This window comes from Streptantibioticus ferralitis, from assembly GCF_029223525.1.
Lineage (GTDB): Bacteria > Actinomycetota > Actinomycetes > Streptomycetales > Streptomycetaceae > Streptantibioticus_A > Streptantibioticus_A ferralitis.
In genome coordinates, this window is the sequence record NZ_JARHTQ010000003.1 from 313,807 (window position 1) to 334,476 (window position 20,670).

Below are 20,670 nucleotides of genomic sequence, written 5' to 3' on the forward strand. Positions count from 1 at the left end.
AATGGCGAACGAAGCAAGGCTCCGGGAATACCTCAAGAAGGTCACGACGGAACTCGACGAGACCTATGGACGGCTGCGGGAAATTGAGGACCAGGCACGGGAGCCCATTGCCATTGTGGCGATGAGCTGCCGTTTCCCCGGAGATGTGCGGTCGCCCGAGGAGCTGTGGCGGCTGCTGGAGTCGGGAACCGACGCGCTGTCCGGCTTCCCCCTCGACCGCGGCTGGGACGTCGAGGCGCTGTACGACCCGGATCCGGACTCCCCTGGCACCTCGTACACCCGTGAGGGCGGCTTCCTGAACGATGCCGCCCGGTTCGATCCGGCGTTCTTCGGGATCAGCCCGCGCGAGGCGCTGGCGATGGATCCGCAGCAGCGGCTGCTGCTGGAGACCTCGTGGGAGTCCTTCGAACGCGCGGGCATCGACCCGGGGACGCTGCGCGGCAGCCAGTCCGGTGTGTTCGTCGGCATCAACGGTTCGGACTATCTCAACGCGCTGCTGGAGGCGGACGACGACTTCGCCGGACATCTGGGCACCGGCAATGCGGCCAGCGTGATATCCGGCCGCCTTTCCTACACCTTCGGGCTGGAAGGGCCCGCCGTCACGGTGGACACGGCGTGCTCGGCCTCGCTGGTGGCACTGCACCTGGCGGTGCAGGCGCTGCGCAACGGTGAGTGCTCGCTGGCGCTCGCGGGCGGCGCGCATGTGATGGCGACCCCGGGCCTGTTCGTGGAGTTCAGCCGTCAGCGCGGTCTTTCCATCGACGGCCGCTGCAAGGCCTTCTCCTCCGACGCCGACGGGTTCGGCCCGGCCGAGGGCGTGGGCATGCTGCTGGTGGAACGGCTCTCGGACGCCCGCAGGAACGGCCACCCGGTACTGGCGATCGTGCGTGGCAGTGCCATCAACCAGGATGGTGCGAGCAACGGTCTGACGGCGCCGAACGGCCCGTCGCAGCAGCGCGTCATCCGCCAGGCGCTGGCGAACGCCCGGCTCACCGCCGACCAGGTCGACGCGGTCGAGGCGCACGGTACGGGGACTTCGCTCGGTGACCCGATCGAGGCGCAGGCACTGCTGGCCACTTACGGTCAGGGGCGGCAGGAGGGGGAGCCGCTGCTGTTGGGGTCGTTGAAGTCCAACATCGGCCACACCCAAGGGGCCGCGGGTGTCGCGGGCGTGATCAAGATGGTGCTGGCGATGCGGCACGGTGTGCTGCCGAAGTCGCTGCACATCGCCGAACCGTCGCCGCACGTGGACTGGTCGGCCGGTGCGGTGTCGCTGCTGACGCAGACCACCGAGTGGCCGCAGACCGGTCGGCCGCGACGTGCCGGAATCTCGGCCTTCGGCTTCAGCGGCACCAATGCCCATGTGATCGTCGAGCAGGCCCCGGTGGAGGAGGAGCAGGAGCCCGCCGGGGAACTGCCAGGCACCGTTCTGTGGCCGCTGTCCGGGAAGAGTGAGGGCGCGCTGCGCGGTCAGGCCGATCGGCTGCTCGCGCTGCTGGACGCCGACGCCGGGCTTCGCCCCGTCGATGTGGGCTGGTCGTTGGCGATGGGCCGGGCCGGACATGAGCACCGTGCGGTGGTGGCGGGCGAGGGACTCGCCGAGCTGCGCTCCGGACTTGCGGCGTTGGCGGCTGACGGTATGGCCGCTGGGCTGACGCAGGGTGTGAGCGTCGGTGGTAAGTCGGTGTTTGTCTTTCCTGGGCAGGGGTCGCAGTGGGTGGGGATGGCGGTGGGGTTGTTGGATGCCTCGCCGGTGTTCGCTGCTCGGATCGATGAGTGTGCGGGGGCTTTGGATCCGTTCACTGGTTGGTCTTTGGTGGATGTGTTGCGGGGGGTTGAGGGTGCGCCGTCGTTGGACCGGGTGGATGTGGTTCAGCCGGTGTTGTTCGCGGTGATGGTGTCGTTGGCTGAGGTGTGGCGGTCGGTGGGTGTGGAGCCGGCGGCCGTGGTGGGTCATTCGCAGGGTGAGATCGCTGCTGCGTGTGTGGCCGGAATCCTCGGCTTGGAGGATGCTGCGCGGGTTGTGGCGTTGCGTAGTCAGGCTATTGGGCGGGTGCTGGCCGGGTTGGGCGGCATGGTGTCCGTTGCGTTGCCGGTGGTGGCGGTGCGGGAGCGGATTGCCGTCTGGGGTGAGGACCGGATTTCGGTTGCCGCGGTGAACGGGCCGTCGTCGGTGGTGGTCTCGGGTGAACCGGGGGCGCTGGATGAGTTGTTGGCGTCGTGTGAGTCGGATGGTGTGCGGGCGCGTCGTATTCCGGTGGACTACGCGTCGCACTCCGCGCAGGTGGAGCTGCTGCGTGATGAGCTGCTGGAGCTTCTGGCGCCGATCGTGCCGCGGGCTGCGCGGGTGCCGTTCTTGTCGACGGTGTCGGGTGAGTGGGTGGAGGGTCCGGAGCTTTCTGCGGAGTACTGGTTCCGTAACCTGCGGCAGACCGTGGAGTTGGAGAGCGCCACTCGTACGTTGTTGGAGCAGGGTTTCGGGGTGTTCATCGAGTCCAGCCCGCACCCGGTGCTGACCGTGGGCGTGCAGGAGACCATCGAGGACTCCGGCCGAGACGCGGCCGTCCTGGGTTCGCTGCGTCGCGACGAAGGCGGCTTGGACCGCTTCTACGCCTCCCTGGGTGAGGCGTATGTTCGCGGTGTGACGGTGGACTGGGATGCCGTCTTCGCGGGCACCGGTGCCCGCCGGGTCGAGCTGCCGACGTACGCCTTCCAGCGTCAGCGGTACTGGCCGGAGGCCGCCGCGCCGGAGGAGATCGCGGCAGCGCCGACGGATCCGATCGACGCCCTGTTCTGGGAGGCCGTCGAGCGCGAGGACCTGGAATCGCTCGCCGAGACGCTGGAGATCGAGGGCGATCAGCCACTCAGCTCCGTACTGCCCGTGCTGTCCTCCTGGCGTCGTACGAACCGCGAGCGGTCGACGGTGGACGGCTGGCGCTACCGCGTCGCCTGGAAGCCGCTTCCGGAGGATGCCACCGCCCGGTTGTCCGGGACCTGGCTGCTCATCTCGTCCGAGACCGAAGCCGCCAGGGCGACGGACACCGCCCGCGTCCTCACCGAACGCGGCGCGACCGTACGGCAGTTGGTGCCGGCCGCCACCGACCGCGAGTCGCTGGCCGAGCTGCTGCGCGCGGAGCAAGCGGAGGACGGCGGTACGACCTTTGGCGGGGTGCTCTCCCTCCTGGCGTTCGGCAGCCAACCCCTGCATTCCGCTGTGGCGTTGGTGCAGGCGATGTCGGACGCCGAGGTCAACGCCCCGTTGTGGTGTGCGACCCGTGGCGCTGTCTCCGTCGGTGCCGCCGAGCGGCTGGAGAATCCGACTCAGGCGCTGGTGTGGGGCCTTGGCCGGGTGGCGTCCATGGAGCACGGCGAGCGGTGGGGCGGGCTGGTGGACCTCCCGGAGGTCGCCGACGACCGCGCGCTGGCCCGTATGGTCGCCGTGTTGGCCGGGACGGACGGGGAGGACCAGGTCGCGGTCCGCTCCTCCGGTCTGTTCACCCGCAGGCTGGTCCGCGCCTCCCTGGCGCAGACGCCCGCGGTACGCGCCTGGCAGCCGGACGGCACCGTCCTGGTCACCGGCGGTACGGGCACGCTCGGCGGACATGCCGCCCGCCATCTGGCCCGCAACGGCGCCAAGCACCTCCACCTGACCAGCCGACGCGGCGAAGACACGCCGGGCGCCGCCGAACTGCTCGCCGAACTGCAGGAGTTGGGCGCCGAGGTCACCATCTCCGCCTGCGACATCGCCGACCGGGACGCGCTGGCCGCACTGCTGGCCGCCATCCCCGATGAGCGTCGGCTGTCGGCGGTCGTGCACACCGCGGCGGTGCTCGACGACGGCGTGATCGAAGGCCTGACCCCGGCACAGGTTGACGGAGTGCTGCGGGTCAAGGTCGACGGGACGCTCAATCTGCATGAGCTGACCCGTGATCTGGACCTGTCCGCCTTCGTGATGTTCTCGTCCTTCGCGGCCACGTTCGGGGCGCCGGGACAGGGCAACCAGGCCCCCGGCAACGCCTTCCTCGAGGCGCTGGCGGAACAGCGCCGCGCCGACGGCCTGACCGCCACCACCATCTCCTGGGGGCCGTGGGGTGATGGCAGCGCGGTGGGCGGTGCCATCGGTGACCGTATGCGCCGTCACGGCATCAACGAGATGGCACCCGAGCGGGCGGTCGCCGCACTGGGCCATGTGCTGGACCGGGACGAGACGGTGCTGACCGTCATCGACATGGAGTGGAAGCGGTTCGCGCTCGCCTTCACCGCGGACCGTGCACGACGCCTGCTGCATGAGCTGCCCGAGGCGCGCCAGGTCATCGAGAACGCGCAGAACGACACCGCGGACGACCTCACCGGCGGTGTTCCGCTCGCCAAGCAGCTCGCGGGACTGCCGGGCAGCGAGCAGGAGCGCCTGCTGCTGGACTTGGTGCGCGGCGCCGTGGCCGCCGTTCTCGGTTACTCGGGTACCGAGGCGGTCGAGGCGAACCGGGCCTTCAAGGAGTTGGGCTTCGACTCGCTGACCGCCGTGGAGCTACGCAACCGGTTGGGTGCGGCGACCGCGCTGAAGCTGCCGCCCACCCTGATCTTCGACCACCCCACGCCGTCCGCGGTGGCGGGCTATCTGCGGGTCGAGGTGCTGCCCGATGCGGAGGGCACCGGCGCGCCGGTGCTCGAAGAGCTGGACCGGCTGGAATCCCTGCTCGCCGACAGCACCCCGGACAACGTGACCCGGGCCCGGGTCACCATGCGTCTGCAGTCGCTGCTGGCGAAGTGGAACGACACCGAGGCCCCCGCGGCCGAGGAGCCGGGGACGTCGGGGGGCATTCTGGACGACGTCGACCAGCTGCAGTCGGCGTCCGACGAGGAGCTCTTCGCGTTCATCAACAAGGGACTCGGCCGGGAATGATTCAGGCCGCCCGCTGAGGGGAATTCCGTCAATGGTGGCGCCGTCGGCGGCTATTGACGGAATTCCCGGCGTCGGTGAGGATGCCGTAAAGTCCGTGGACCGGCATGGACGTTTTCTTCGGGGGCTTCTTCCCCCGAACCCCCGCAGGGGTGCGTAGGGGGCAGTAAGGGGTTGTCCGGAGGGTTAGCCCGACCATAGCCTCCCTACGAGAAGTCGATTGAATTCATTACTGGTTCGATTGTTTCTGGTTCGTTTATTTTCCGATGCCGTCTGCCGTAAATGGGTTGCGTTAAATGGCGAATGAAGAGACGCTGCGGGACTACCTCAAGCTGGTGACGGCGGATCTGCATCAGACCCGGCAACGCCTGCGCGAGGCCGAGGCGAAGAACCAGGACCCCATAGCCGTCGTGGGGATGAGTTGCCGCTACCCGGGGGGCATCAACTCCCCTGAGGACCTGTGGCAACTGGTCACCGACGGCGAGGACGCGATCAGCGACTTTCCCGCCGACCGCGGCTGGGATCTCGACACCGTTTACCACCCGGACCCCGAGCACCCGGGCACCGCCTACGTCCACCAGGGCGGGTTCGTCCGCGACTTCGCCCAGTTCGATCCCGGTGTCTTCGGTATCTCGCCCCGCGAGGCCCTTTCCATGGATCCGCAGCAGCGGTTGCTGCTGGAGACCTCGTGGGAGGCGTTCGAGCGGGCCGGTATCGACCCGACCTCGATGCGCGGCAAGCAGGTCGGCGTCTTCGTCGGCACCAGCAGCCACGACTACCTCACCGCTCTGTTGAGCTCGTCGGAAGACCTTGAGGGCTATCTGGGCACCGGCAACGCGGCGAGCGTGGCCTCCGGCCGGGTGTCGTACACCTTCGGGCTGGAAGGCCCCGCGGTCACCATCGACACCGCGTGCTCCTCGTCGCTGGTCGCGCTGCATCTGGCGGTTCAGTCGCTGCGCAACGGCGAGTGCTCGCTGGCGCTGGCCGGTGGCGCGACGCTGATGTCGGCGCCCGGCACGTTCATCGACTACAGCAAGCAGCGCGGCCTGGCCATGGACGGCCGCTGCAAGGCGTTCTCGACGGAGGCCGACGGGTTCAGCCTGTCGGAGGGCGTCGGCATCCTGCTGGTGGAGCGGCTGTCCGACGCGCGCCGCAAGGGTCATCCGGTGCTCGCGGTGGTCCGCGGTACCGCGGTGAACCAGGACGGCGCGAGCAACGGCCTGACCGCGCCCAACGGCCCCTCGCAGCAGCGCGTCATCCTCCAGGCGCTGTCGAACGCCCGGCTCACACCCGACGAGGTCGACGCCGTGGAGGCGCACGGCACCGGCACCGCCCTCGGTGACCCGATCGAGGCCCAGGCGCTGCTGGCCACCTACGGCAAGGACCGGCCGAAGGAACGGCCGCTGTGGCTGGGCTCGTTGAAGACCAACATCGGCCACGCACAGGCCGCCGCAGGTGTCGCGGGCGTCATCAAGTCGGTCATGGCCATACGGGCCGGCACGCTGCCCAAGACGCTCCACCTCACCGAGCCGACTCCGCATGTGGACTGGTCGGCGGGCGAGGTCTCGCTGCTCACCGAGGCCCGGCCGTGGCCGGACAACGGCAGGCCGCGCCGGGTGGGCGTCTCGTCGTTCGGCATGAGCGGCACCAACGCGCACACCATTCTGGAGCAGGCACCCGCCGCGGAGTCCGCGGCTACCGACACCGCCTCGTCCTTGCCGTTCGTCCCTGTCGCGCTGTCCGGCAAGGACGAGGCGGCCCTGCGTACCCAGGCCGAGCGGCTTCACGCGTACCTTGAGGCGGAGCCGGGCGTGTCCCTGGCTGATGTCGGGTTTTCGCAGGCTGTCACCCGTGCCGCGTTGGATCGGCGTGCGGTGGTTGTCGCCGGGGACCGTGCGGATCTGCTGGCGGGCCTGGCCGAGCTTGCGGCCGGTCGCACGTCCGCCGCGCTGGTGGAGGGGACGGCCGCCGAGGGCAAGGTGGCGTTCCTGTTCACCGGGCAGGGCAGCCAGCGGCTGGGGATGGGCCGGGAGCTTTACGAGACGTATCCCGCCTTCGCCGCCGCGCTGGACGCGGTGTGCGAACGGATCGAACTACCCCTGCGCGACGTGCTGTTCGGGACCGACGCCGACCTGCTGGACCAGACCGGCTACACGCAGCCCGCGTTGTTCGCGGTCGAGGTGGCGCTGTTCCGGTTGGTGGAGTCCTGGGGGCTGCGGCCGGACTTCCTGACCGGGCACTCCATTGGTGAGCTGGCGGCGGCGCACGTTGCCGGGGTGCTGTCGCTCGATGACGCGTGCACGTTGGTGGCGGCGCGTGGCCGTCTGATGCAGGAACTGCCGGGCGGCGGCGCGATGGTGGCCGTCGAGGCCTCGGCGGACGAGGTCACTCCACTGTTGACCGACCGGGTCAGCATTGCCGCGGTCAACGGTCCGACGTCGGTCGTCATCGCGGGCGACGAGGACGCGGCCCTGGAGATCGCCGCGGGCTTCGAGGGGCAGGGTCGTAAGACCAAGCGGCTGACCGTCAGCCACGCCTTCCACTCGCCGCACATGGACGGCATGCTGGACGCGTTCCGTGCGGTGGCCGAGGGGCTGACGTTCAACGCCCCGCGCATCCCGATCGTCTCCAACCTCACCGGCGAGCTGGTCTCCGCCGATGAGATCGGCACGCCCGAGTTCTGGGTACGGCACGTCCGCGAGGGGGTGCGCTTCCTCGACGGCATCCGCTGGCTGGACGGCCACGGTGTGACGACATACCTCGAACTCGGCCCGGGCGGTGTGCTGTCGGCCATGGGCCAGGCCTGCGTCACCCGACCCGACGCGGCCTTCGTGCCCGCACTGCGCACCGACCGTGCCGAGCCGCAGACGCTGACCGCCGCCATCGCGCGCGCCCAGGTCCGCGGCTTCGCCCCGGACTGGGAGGCGTACTTCTCGGGCACCGGAGCGTCCCGCGTCGACCTGCCCACGTATGCCTTCCAGCGCCGCAAGTACTGGCCGCGTGACCCGTTCTCCGAGCCGACCGACGCCCTGGGCACCACCGTGCTGGACGCGGTCAGCGCCCGGTTCTGGGAGGTCGTGGACAACGAGGACCTGGCGGCGCTCACCGGAACCCTCGGCGTGGACGCCGAACAGCCGCTCAGCGCGGTGCTGCCCGCGCTGTCCGCATGGCACCGCCAGAGCCGTGACCGCTCCACCGTCGACAGCTGGCGCTACCGCGTCACCTGGCAGCCGCTGACGTACTCCGCGCCGAAGCCGCTGACCGGAACCTGGCTGCTGGTCGCCCCCACCGGGCAGACCGCCGACGAGTGGGTGACCGCTGCCGTCCGCACCCTGGCCGAACGTGGCGCCGACGTACGGCAGTTGGCGTTCGACGCCTCGACCGAGGACCGTGCGGCGGTCGCCGAGCAGATCCGTGCCGCGCTCGACGGCGACGAGATCGCGGGCGTGCTGTCGCTGCTGGCCCTCGACGAGCGGCCGCACACCGAGTACCCGTCGCTGCCAGCAGGGCTATCCGGCACGACCGCCCTGCTGCAGGCACTCGGCGACACGGGTGTGGACGCACCGCTGTGGGCCGCCACCCGCGGCGCGGTCCGCGTGGGCCGTTCCGACCAGCTCACCAGCCCCGGCCAGGCGCAGATCTGGGGACTTGGCCGCTCGGCCGCCCAGGAGTACCCGGAGCGCTGGGGCGGCCTGATCGACCTGCCCGCAGCGGTCGACGACCGCGCGCTCGCGCGGCTGGCCGACATCCTCGGCGGGCTCGCGGACCGCGCGGACGAGGACCAGTTGGCGGTGCGCCCGCAAGGCGTCTTCGCCCGCCGTCTGGCCCGGGCACCCCAGACCGAGCTGACCGACACGCCGGACGGCCGCTGGTCCGCCACCGGCACCGCGCTGATCACCGGCGGCACCGGCGCGCTCGGCGCGCACGTCGCCCGCTGGCTGGCACGTAACGGCGCCGAGCACCTGGTCCTGGTCAGCCGCCGGGGCCCGGACGCGCCCGGGGCCGCGGAGCTGCGCGCGGAACTCGTCGAGCTGGGCGCCGAAGTGACCGTGGCGGCCTGCGATGTCGCCGACCGCGCCGCGGTCGCCGACCTGCTGGGCTCCCTGCCCGCGCGGTACCCGCTGACCACCATCGTGCACGCCGCCGGTGTGCTCGACGACGGCGTACTGGACGCACAGACCCCGCGCCGGCTCGCCGACGTCCTGCGCCCCAAGGCGACCGCCGCGGCCGTACTGCACGAACTGACCCGTGACCTCGACCTGTCCGCGTTCGTGCTGTTCTCCTCCTTCGCGGGCACCTTCGGCGGCGCCGGTCAGGCCAACTACGCTGCCGCCAACGCCTTCCTGGACGCGCTCGCGGAACAGCGCAGGGCCGAGGGCCTGCCCGCTACCGTGCTGGCCTGGGGGGCCTGGGCCGAGGGCGGCATGGCGACCGACAAGGTGGTCGCCGAGCGGCTGCGACTCGCCGGAATGCCCCCGCTGGCACCCGAGCTGGCGCTCACCGCCATGCACAAGGCGCTCGATCTCGACGAGTCGTTCTCGCTCGTCGCGGACATCGACTGGGACCGGCTCGCCCCGGGACTCACGGCGGTGCGGGCCAACCCGTTCATCGCCGACCTGCCGGAGGCCCGTCGTGCGCTGGAGAACGCCGCGACGACCGGCGGTGGCACCGCCGCCGATCTGTCGTCGTTCCAGCGGAGCCTGGCCACCGCCCCCGAGGCCGAACGCGAGCAGCTCGCACTGGACTTCGTACGTACTCAGGTGGCCGCCGTACTCGGCTACCCCGGACCGGAATCGGTGGAGCCGGGCCGGGCCTTCCGCGACCTGGGATTCGACTCGCTGACCGCGGTCGAGATACGCAATCTGCTCGGCGCCCTCACCGGCCTGCGCCTCCCGGCCACGCTGGTCTTCGACTACCCCAACTCCGTGGCTCTGGCGGAGTTCCTGCGCGTCGCGCTGCTGGGCGCCCCGGACGAGGCCGACACGGCGCGTCCGCGGTTGACGGCCGCCGACATCGCCGACGACCCCATCGCCATCGTCTCGATGAGCTGCCGGTTCCCCGGCGGCGTGCGGTCACCGGAGGACCTGTGGGAGCTGCTGGCGTCCGGCCGTGACGCGATCACCGGCTTCCCGACCGACCGCGGCTGGGACATCGAGTCGTTGTACGACCCGGAGACCGCGGCGGAGAACACCTCGTACGTCCGGGAAGGCGGATTCCTCGCGGATGCCGCCGAGTTCGACCCGGCGTTCTTCGGGATCAGCCCGCGTGAGGCGCTGGCCATGGACCCGCAGCAGCGGCTGCTGCTGGAGATCTCCTGGGAGGCATTCGAACGCGCCGGTATCGACCCCGCCGCGCTCCGCGGCGAGCAGGTCGGTGTCTTCGCCGGAACCAACGGCCAGGACTACCTCCCGCTGATGCTGGCCGCGCCGGACGGCACCGAGGGCTTCCTCGGCACCGGCAACGCGGCGAGCGTGGTCTCCGGCCGGGTGTCCTACGTGCTCGGCCTCGAAGGCCCGGCGGTCACCGTGGACACCGCGTGCTCGTCGTCCCTGGTCGCCCTGCACTGGGCGATCCAGGCCCTCCGCCACGGCGAGTGCACCATGGCGCTGGCCGGTGGTGTCACCGTGATGTCCACCCCGGCGTCGTTCGTCGACTTCAGCCGCCAGCGGGGACTGGCCACCGACGGCCGGATCAAGGCGTTCGCCGCCGGAGCGGACGGCACCGGCTGGGGCGAGGGCGCGGGCATGCTCCTGGTCGAGCGGCTCTCCGACGCGCGCCGCAACGGTCACCCGGTGCTGGCCGTGGTCCGCGGCAGCGCCATCAACCAGGACGGTGCGAGCAACGGTCTGACCGCGCCCAACGGACCGTCGCAGCAGCGGGTGATCCGCCAGGCGCTGGCCGCCGCGGGTCTGTCGACGGCGGACGTGGACGCGGTGGAGGCGCACGGTACGGGCACCACGCTCGGTGACCCGATCGAGGCGCAGGCGCTGCTCGCCACCTATGGCCAGGACCGGCCGGAGAGCCAGCCGCTCTGGCTGGGGTCGATCAAGTCCAACTTCGGCCACACTCAGGCCGCGGCCGGTGTCGCGGGCGTGATGAAGATGGTGCTGGCGATGCGGCATGGAGTGCTGCCGCGGACGCTGCACGTCGATGAGCCCACACCGCATGTCGACTGGTCGGCAGGTGCCGTCTCGCTGCTGACCGAGGCGCGGGAGTGGCCGCAGACCGGCCGTCCGCGCCGGGCCGCCGTCTCCTCGTTCGGCATCAGCGGCACCAACGCGCACACCATCGTCGAGCAGGCGCCGGTGTTCGACGACGAGACCGCGCACCAGGCGCCGTCCACGCCCGCGGTGACACCGCTGATGCTGTCGGCCAAGCACGCCGACGCGCTGCGCGGCCAGGCGGAACGCCTCCGGTCGCACCTGACCGACCACCCTGAACTCGGCCTCGCCGACGTGGCGTTCTCGCTGGCCACCGGCCGCACGGCGTTCGAACACCGTGCCGTGGTGGTGGCGGGGGAGCGCGAGGCGGTACTCGCCGGGCTGGACGCGCTGGTTGAGGACCGCCCCACGGCGAGCGTGATCGGGGGCAGGGCCGAGGGCGGGAAGCTCGCGTTCCTGTTCACCGGTCAGGGCAGCCAGCGGCTGGGCATGGGCCGGGAGCTGTACGAGGCGTACCCCGTGTTCGCCGAGGCGCTGGACGCGGTGTGCGCCTACCTCGATCAGCACCTTGAACTTCCGCTGCGGGACGTGGTTTTCGGAACCGATGGCGCCTTGCTGGATCAGACCGGCTACACGCAGCCCGCGTTGTTCGCGGTTGAGGTGGCGCTGTTCCGGTTGGTCGAGGCGTGGGGTCTCAAGCCTGATGTTCTCGCCGGGCATTCGATCGGCGAGCTGGCCGCGGCGCATGTCGCTGGTGTGCTCTCGCTTGAGGACGCTTGTGCGTTGGTGGCTGCTCGCGGTCGTCTGATGCAGGAGCTGCCGGGTGGCGGCGCGATGGTCGCCGTGCAGGCGTCGGCGGACGAGGTCACTCCACTGTTGACCGACCGGGTCAGCATCGCCGCGATCAACGGTCCGACGTCCGTGGTCATCGCGGGTGACGAGGACGCGGTTCTGGAGATCGCCGCGGGCTTCGAGGCGCAGGGCCGTAAGACCAAGCGCCTCACCGTGAGCCACGCGTTCCACTCGCCGCACATGGACGGGATGCTGGACGCGTTCCGCAAGGTCGCCGAAGGCCTGAGGTACGAGGCCCCGCGCATCCCGATCGTCTCCAACCTCACCGGCGCCCTGGTCTCCGCCGAGGAGATCGGTACACCCGACTTCTGGGTCCGGCACGTCCGTGAGGCCGTCCGCTTCCTCGACGCAGTACGTGCGCTGCACGCCGCCGGGGTCACCACGTTCGTCGAACTCGGGCCGGACGGTGTGCTGTCGGCCATGGCACAGGACTGCCTCACCGCCGACGACACCGTCTTCGCCCCCGTCCTGCGCAGCGGACGCCCCGAGGCGGAGGCACTGACCACCGCACTGGGCCTCGTCCACGCGAAGGGCGCCGCTCTCGACTGGGACGCGTACTTCGCGGGCACCGGAGCCCGCCGGATCGACCTGCCCACCTACGCCTTCCAGCGCCAGCGCTACTGGCCGAACCTGCCCGCGTTCCTGGCGGGCGACGTCGCGGCGATCGGGCTGGCCGAGACCGGGCATCCGCTGCTCGCCGCCAGTGCCGAACTGCCGGACTCGGACGGGGTGCTGCTCACCGGCCGGCTGTCCCTGCAGAGCCACCCGTGGCTCGCCGACCACGCGATCATGGGTTCGGTGCTGCTCCCGGGCACCGCGTTCGTCGAGCTGGCGCTGCGCGCGGGCGATCAGGTGGGCTGCGACTACCTGGAGGAGCTCACCCTTGAGGCGCCGCTGATCCTGCCGGAGCACGGCGGGGTCCGGCTACGGCTGCTGGTGGGCGCGGCAGACGGTGCCGGACGGCGCCCGCTCGCCCTGCACTCGCGGTCCGAGGACCTGGCCGCCGAGGAGCCGTGGACCCGGCACGCCGCCGGTGTGCTGGCCTCCGGTGGACAGCCGCAGGCGTCGTTCGACCTGAGCACCTGGCCGCCGGCCGAGGCGGCCGAGGTGGAGCTCGACGGCCGTTACGAGCAACTTCTGTCCATCGGCTTCGACTACGGACCCGCCTTCCAGGGACTGCGCAAGGCCTGGCGGCGGAACGGCGAGATCTTCGCCGAGGTGCGGTTGCCGGAGGACGCCGAGTCGGAGGCGGGCCGGTTCGGTCTGCACCCGGCGCTGCTCGACTCCGCACTGCACGCCATCGGCCTCGGCGGCCTGGGCAACACCGACGGACAGGGGCGGCTGCCGTTCGCCTGGACGGGAGTGTCGCTGCACGCCAGCGGCGCCGCCGCACTGCGCGTCCACCTGGTTCCGGCGGGCGCGGACGGCGTCCGGCTGGAGATCGCGGACCTGACGGGTGCGCCGGTCGCGGCCGTTGAATCGCTCGGCCTGCGCCCGGTCTCCGACGAGCAGCTGCGGGCCGCCCGGGCCACGTACCACGAGTCGCTGTTCCGCCACGAGTGGACCGCCCTGCCCGCCACCGCCGTTTCCGCACAAGGGAGTTGGGCGGTACTGGGCGATGCCGACCTCGGCCTCGACGCGCCGCGCCACACCGATCTCGATGCGCTCATCCGCGCCGTCGACGAGGGCGCGGACGTGCCGGAGGAAGTCTTCGTCCCGCTCGCTCCGGCTTCCGGCCTGTCACCGCAGGCCGTACACGCGGCCGCCCGCGAGGCGCTGCGGCTGGCGCAGACATGGTTGGCCGACGAGCGGTTCGCCGGTGCGCGGCTGGTGGCGGTGACCCGTGGAGCGGTGGCCGCCGGTGCCGACGAGCCCGTCAACGACCCGGCGCTCGCGGCCGTCTGGGGTCTGCTCCGCTCGGCGCAGACCGAGAACCCGGACCGCTTCGTGCTGATCGACCTCGATGACCAGCAGGCTTCGCTGCGGGCCCTGCCGACGGCGCTGGCCAGCGGCGAGCCGCAACTTGCGATACGCGAGGGCACCGTACGGGCACTCAGGCTGGCGCGCGTCGCCGCCGGGACCGACACCGAGGCGCGGCCGTACGACCCGGACGGCACGGTGCTGATCACCGGCGCGTCCGGCTCCCTGGCCCGCCTGTTCGCCCGCCATCTGGTGACCGAGCACGGTGTACGGCACCTGCTGCTCGTCAGCCGACGCGGCGCCGCCGCCGAACTGTGCGAGGAGCTCGGCGCGTTGGGCGCCACCGTCAGCTCGGCCGCCTGCGACGTGGCCGACCGGGACGCCCTCGCGGAGGTGCTGGCCTCGATTCCGGCAGCGCACCCGCTGACCGCCGTCATCCATGCGGCGGGCGTGCTCGACGACGGTGTCATCGGGTCGTTGACCGACGACCGTATGGACCGGGTGCTGCGTCCGAAGGTGGACGCCGCGCTGCATCTGCACGAGCTGACCCGCGACCTCGACCTGTCCGCGTTCGTGCTGTTCTCCTCGTCCTCCGCTGTCTTCGGCGGCCCCGGCCAGGGCAACTATGCGGCGGCGAACGCCTTCCTGGACTCGCTGGCCCAGCACCGCCGGGCGCAGGGGCTCACCGCGACCGCGCTGGCCTGGGGCCTGTGGGCGGTCGCGGACGGTATGGCGGGCGGCCTGGACGAGGCGGACATCAGCCGCATGCGGCGCGCGGGCCTGCCGCCGCTCACCGCCGAGGACGGACTCGCGCTGTTCGACGCCGCACGTTCGGTGGACACGGCCGCCCTGGTTCCGATGCGGGTGGACCTCGCGGCGCTGCGTACCCAGGCCGCGGCGGGCACGATCGCACCGGTGCTGCGCGGTCTGGTCCGCACCCCGGTACGCCGGGTCGTCGACGGCGCGACCGGTGCTGGTGAATCGGGCCTGGCGCAGCGGCTGTTGGGCCGCTCCGAGGATGAGCAGCACCGTGTGGTGCTCGACCTGGTCCGCGCCCAGGTGGCCGCGGTACTCGGCCACGCCGGGCCGGAGGCCGTCGAGTCCGGCCGGGCGTTCAAGGAGCTCGGCTTCGACTCGCTGACCGCCGTTGAGCTGCGCAACCAGCTCAACGCGGCGACCGCGCTGCGGCTGCCCGCGACGCTGATCTTCGACTACCCCGACCCGACCACGCTCGCCCGCCATCTGCGTACCGAGCTGACCGGCACCGGCGCGGCCGCGGTCACGCCGGTGGTCGCGGCCGGTACCGCCGCCGACGAGCCGATCGCCATCGTCGCGATGAGCTGCCGCTACCCGGGCGGTGTGCGCACCCCCGAGGACCTGTGGCGACTGCTCGCCGCGGGCTCCGACGGCATCTCGGCCCTCCCCGGAAACCGTGGCTGGGACCTGGACGCCCTCTACCACCCGGACCCGGACCACCAGGGCACCTCCTACGCCCGCGAGGGCGGCTTCCTGCACGACGCGGCCGAGTTCGACCCGGCGTTCTTCGGGATAAGTCCGCGCGAGGCGCTGGCCATGGACCCGCAGCAGCGGCTGCTGCTGGAGACCTCCTGGGAGGCGTTCGAACGCGCGGGCATCGATCCGCTGTCGACCCGCGGCAGCCGTACCGGTGTGTTCGCGGGCGTGATGTACCACGACTACGGCGCCCGGCTGCACGCCATCCCGGACGAGGTCGAGGGCTATCTCGGCACCGGCAGCTCCAGCAGTGTGGTGTCCGGCCGGGTGGCCTACACCTTCGGGCTCGAAGGCCCCGCGGTCACCGTCGACACCGCCTGCTCCTCGTCGCTGGTGGCACTGCATCTGGCGGCGCAGGCGCTGCGCAACGGCGAATGCGAGCTGGCGCTGGCCGGTGGTGTCACCGTGATGTTCACGCCGGGTACGTTCATCGAGTTCAGCCGCCAGCGCGGGCTCGCCGCCGACGGCCGCTGCAAGTCGTTCGCCGCCGCTGCCGACGGCACCGGTTGGGGCGAGGGCGCGGGCATGCTGCTGCTGGAGCGGCTGTCGGACGCCCAGCGCAACGGCCACCAGGTGCTGGCGGTGGTGCGTGGCTCGGCCGTCAACCAGGACGGTGCGAGCAACGGTCTGACCGCGCCCAACGGCCCCTCGCAGCAGCGCGTCATCCGGCAGGCCCTGGCCAACGCCCGGGTGTCCGCCGCCCAGGTCGATGTGGTCGAGGCGCACGGCACGGGCACCACGCTGGGCGACCCGATCGAGGCACAGGCCCTGCTCGCCACCTACGGCCAGGGCCGTCCCGAGGGGCAGCCGCTGTGGCTCGGCTCGGTCAAGTCCAACCTGGGCCACACACAGGCCGCTTCGGGCGTCGCCGGCGTGATGAAGATGGTGCTGGCGATGCGGCACGGGCTGCTGCCCCAGACCCTGCACGTGGACCAGCCGTCACCGCATGTGGACTGGTCCGCGGGCGCCGTCTCGCTGTTGACCGAGGCACGGGAGTGGCCGCGGACCGAGGAGCCGCGCCGAGCCGGTGTGTCGTCCTTCGGCATCAGCGGCACCAACGCGCACGTCATCATCGAGCAGGCACCGACGGCCGATGCACCGGAGCCCAGGACGGCGGAGCCCGACGCGGCGGACGCTGAACTTCCGATCGTTCCCCTGCTGTTGTCGGCACGTGGTGAGGACGCACTACGCGCCCAGGCGCGGCGGCTGCGCTCCCAGGCGCTGGCCGACCCCGAGGCGAGCCTGACGGACCTCGGCTTCTCGCTGGCCACCACGCGTGCGGCACTGGAGCAGCGGGCTGCCGTGCTGGCCGGTGGCCGGGACGAGGCGCTCCGCGCCCTCGATGCCCTGGCACGTGGCGAGTCGGCGCCGAACCTGCTGCTTGACACGGCGGTCGAGGGCAAGGTGGCGTTCCTGTTCACCGGCCAGGGCAGTCAGCGACTGGGTATGGGCCGGGAGCTGTACGAGGTGTATCCGGTCTTCGCCGAGGCGCTGGACGCGGTGTGTGAGCGCTTCGACATGCCGCTGCGGGATGTGCTGTTCGGTTCGCAGCGCGAGTTGCTGGACCGGACCGGCTACACGCAGCCCGCGCTGTTCGCGGTCGAGGTGGCGCTGTTCCGACTCGTTGAGTCGTGGGGGCTGCGGCCGGACTTCCTGTCCGGGCACTCGATCGGTGAGTTGGCGGCGGCGCATGTCGCTGGTGTGCTGTCGCTGGAGGACGCGTGCACGTTGGTGGCGGCGCGTGGTCGTCTGATGCAGGAGCTGCCGGGTGGCGGCGCGATGGTCGCCGTGCAGGCGTCGGCGGACGAGGTTGATCAACTGTTGACCGAGCGGGTCAGCATCGCCGCGATCAACGGTCCGACGTCGGTGGTCATCGCGGGTGACGAGGACGCGGTGATGGACATCGCCGCGGGCTTCGAGGCGCAGGGTCGTAAGACCAAGCGCCTGACCGTGAGCCATGCGTTCCACTCGCCGCACATGGACGGGATGCTGGCCGACTTCCGCAAGGTCGCCGAAGGCCTGACGTACGAGGCCCCGCGCATCCCGATCGTCTCCAACCTCACCGGTGCGCTGGTCTCCGGCGAGGAGATCTGCCTGCCGGACTTCTGGGTGCGGCACGTCCGCGAGGCCGTCCGCTTCCTCGACGGAGTACGTGCGCTGCACGCCGCCGGGGTCACCACGTTCGTGGAACTCGGCCCTGATGGCGTGCTGTCGGCCATGGCGCAGGACTGCGTCACCACCGACGGCACCGCCTTCGTCCCCGCCCTGCGCAACGGACGCCCCGAGGCGGAGGCACTGACCACCGCACTCGCCCTGGCACACGTCCGCGGTAGTGCCGTCGACTGGGACGCCTACTTCGCGGGCACCGGCGCCCGCCGGGTCGACCTGCCCACCTACGCCTTCCAGCGCCAGCGCTACTGGCTTGATGTGGGCGTGTCCATCGAGGACATGATCGCGGCCGGTCTGGACACGGCGGACCACCCGCTCCTGGGCGCCGCGGTGGAGCTGCCCGAGTCCGGTGGCTTCGTCTTCACCGGGCGGCTGTCCCTGCAGACGCACCAGTGGCTGGCCGACCACGCCGTCATGGACACCGTGCTGCTGCCCGGCACCGCCTTCGTGGAACTCGCGCTGCGCGCGGGCCAGGAAGTCGGCTGCGACACCGTGGAGGAGCTGACCCTGCACGCACCGCTGGCGCTGCCCGAGCGCGGCGCGGTGCACCTGCGGCTGTGGGTGGGCGAGCTGGACGAGTCCGGCAGGCGTCAACTGGCCCTGCACTCACGCCCGGAGGACGCACCGGCCGACGAGCCCTGGCTGCGGCACGCGGGCGGCACACTCGCCGCCGGGCAGCAGCCGGAGCCGTTCGACCTGAGCGTATGGCCCCCGCAGGACGCGACCGAGGTCGACACCACCACCCTGTACGAGGGCGTCGCCGAAGCCGGGCTCGGCTACGGGCCGGTGTTCCAGGGCCTGCGTGCCGCCTGGCGGCGCGGCGACGAACTGTTCACCGAGATCCGGCTGCCGCAGGGGTACGAGACCGGCGCGAGCGCGTTCGGTGTGCACCCGGCGCTGCTGGACGCCGCACTGCACGGCATCGGCCTGGGCGGTCTGAGCCAGGACGTGGACGACAACGCGGGCCAGCCGAGGCTGCCGTTCGCCTGGACCGGGGTACGGCTGCACGCCGCCGGCGCCGACACACTGCGGGTCCGGCTGACGCCGACCGCGTCCGGCGGGGTGTCACTGCGGTTGGCGGACGGCACCGGAGCACCGGTCGCCACGGTCGACGCGCTGATCCTGCGCCCGGTGACCGCCGAGCAGTTGGGCGCGTCCCGTACCGCGCACCAGGAGTCGCTGTTCCGTGTGCAGTGGGCCGTCCTACCGGAGGCGGCGGGCGCGGTCCCGATCGGCGAGCGTTGGGTGGTGCTGGGCGCCGACGGGTTCACGCTCTCCGGCGACCGACTCGACACCTACCCGGATCTGGCCGCGCTCACCGAAGCGGTGGCGGACGGTGCCTCGGTCCCCGAGGTGGTGTTCGTGCCGTTGGCGGACGCCGAGTTGCCGCACGATGTGCCCGGCGCGGCCCGGGCGGCGGCAAGGGGCGCGCTGGAACTGGTGCAGTCCTGGCTGGCCGAAGACCGGTTCGCCGACGCGCGGCTGGTGTTCGTCACCCGTGGCGCCGTCTGCGTACGACCCGGCGAAGGCGTGGCGGATCTTGTGCATGCCCCGGTGTGGGGCCTGGTGCGCTCGGCGCAGTCGGAGAACCCCGGCCGGTTCGCGCTGGTGGACACCGACCACACCGACGCCTCGTACCGGGCGCTGGCCCCGGCACTGGCCACCGACGAACCGCAACTCGCGCTGCGCGCGGGCAGCGCGTACGCCTTCCGCCTGGCGCGGGTACCGGCCGTGGAGCACAGCGCGCCGGACTTCGACGAGCACGGCACCGTCCTGATCACCGGCGCGACCGGAACGCTGGGACGGCTGTTCGCCCGGCACCTGGTGGCCGAACGCGGCGCCCGGCACCTGCTGCTGACCAGCCGCCGTGGCGGCGCGGCCGAAGGTGCCGAGCAACTTGCCGCCGAACTCAGGGAATTGGGTGCATCGGTCACCTGGGCCGCCTGCGACGCGGCGGACCGGGAGGCACTGGCCGAGACGCTGGCCGCGATCCCCGACGACCATCCGCTGACCGCGGTGATCCACACCGCCGGTGTGCTGGACGACGGCGTCATCGACTCGCTCACCGGCGAACGCGTCGACCGCGTACTGCGTCCGAAGGTGGACGCGGCATGGCACCTGCACGAGCTGACCCGCGACCGGGAACTGTCGGCGTTCGTGCTCTTCTCGTCGGTCGCCGGACTGTTCGGCGGCGCCGGTCAGGGCAACTACGCGGCGGCGAACACCTTCCTCGACGCGCTGGCCCAGCACCGCAACGCGCAGGACCTGGCGGCCAGTTCGCTGGCCTGGGGCCTGTGGGCGGCGGCCGACGGAATGGCGGGCGGCCTCACCGACGCCGACCTGACCCGGATGGCGCGGGCCGGGGTGGCACCGCTGCCGTCCGACGAGGGCCTGGCCCTGTTCGACCTGAGCGGTGCGTTGGACGACGCGCTACTCGTACCCATGTGCACCGATGCGGCGGGCCTGCGGGCCCAGGCCGCCGCGGGCACCCTGCCGCCGCTGCTGCGCGGTCTGGTACGCGCCCCGGCACGTCGGGCGGAGCAGACGGGCGGCGCGGCCGACGGCGGACAGGCGACCGCCTCGCTGGGCGAGCGGCTGGCCGGGCGGTCGGAAGAGGAACGCGACCGTGTGCTGCTGGACGCGGTGCGCACCCAAGTGGCCGCTGTCCTGGGCCACTCGGGACCGGACGCGGTCGACGCCGCACGCGGCTTCCTCGACCTGGGCTTCGATTCGCTGACCGCCGTGGACCTGCGCAACCGCCTCGGTGCGGTCGCCGGGATCAGGCTGCCGGTCACGCTGATCTTCGACTATCCGACGCCCGCCGCGCTCGCCGGATACCTGAGCGGTGAACTCCGCCAGGACGGCGCCACGGCACCGCAGTCCGTACACGCGGAACTCGACAAGTTGGAGTCGGTCCTCTCCGCGATCGCCGCCGACGACGCCGAACGGCCCGGCATCACCGCCCGCCTGCGAGACCTCCTGTCGAAGTGGAACGAAACGCACAGTGCAACGGACACCGCTGCCGAAGAACGTGAAATCCAGTCCGCCACCGCGGACGAGCTCTTCGATCTGCTCGACGAGGAGCTCGGCCTGTGATCACCCACGCTTCATGAGCACGGCCACTCCGGCTCGCAGCACGGGCTTTCCGGCTCGCAC

The 20,670-nt window shown here is 71.7% G+C and carries 2 protein-coding genes; both read left to right on the top strand.

Going from position 1 to position 20,670, the window contains the following annotated elements:
* The first annotated feature begins 1 nt into the window (after position 1).
* Positions 2–4,903 (top strand): type I polyketide synthase, encoded by a 4,902-nt coding sequence (locus P2L57_RS06895; protein WP_275809898.1) that lies wholly within the window; start codon positions 2–4, stop codon positions 4,901–4,903.
* Between the two features lie 293 nt (positions 4,904–5,196).
* Positions 5,197–20,610, top strand: a complete 15,414-nt coding sequence (locus P2L57_RS06900) for a type I polyketide synthase (RefSeq protein WP_275809902.1) — start codon at positions 5,197–5,199, stop codon at positions 20,608–20,610.
* Positions 20,611–20,670: the final 60 nt, after the last annotated feature.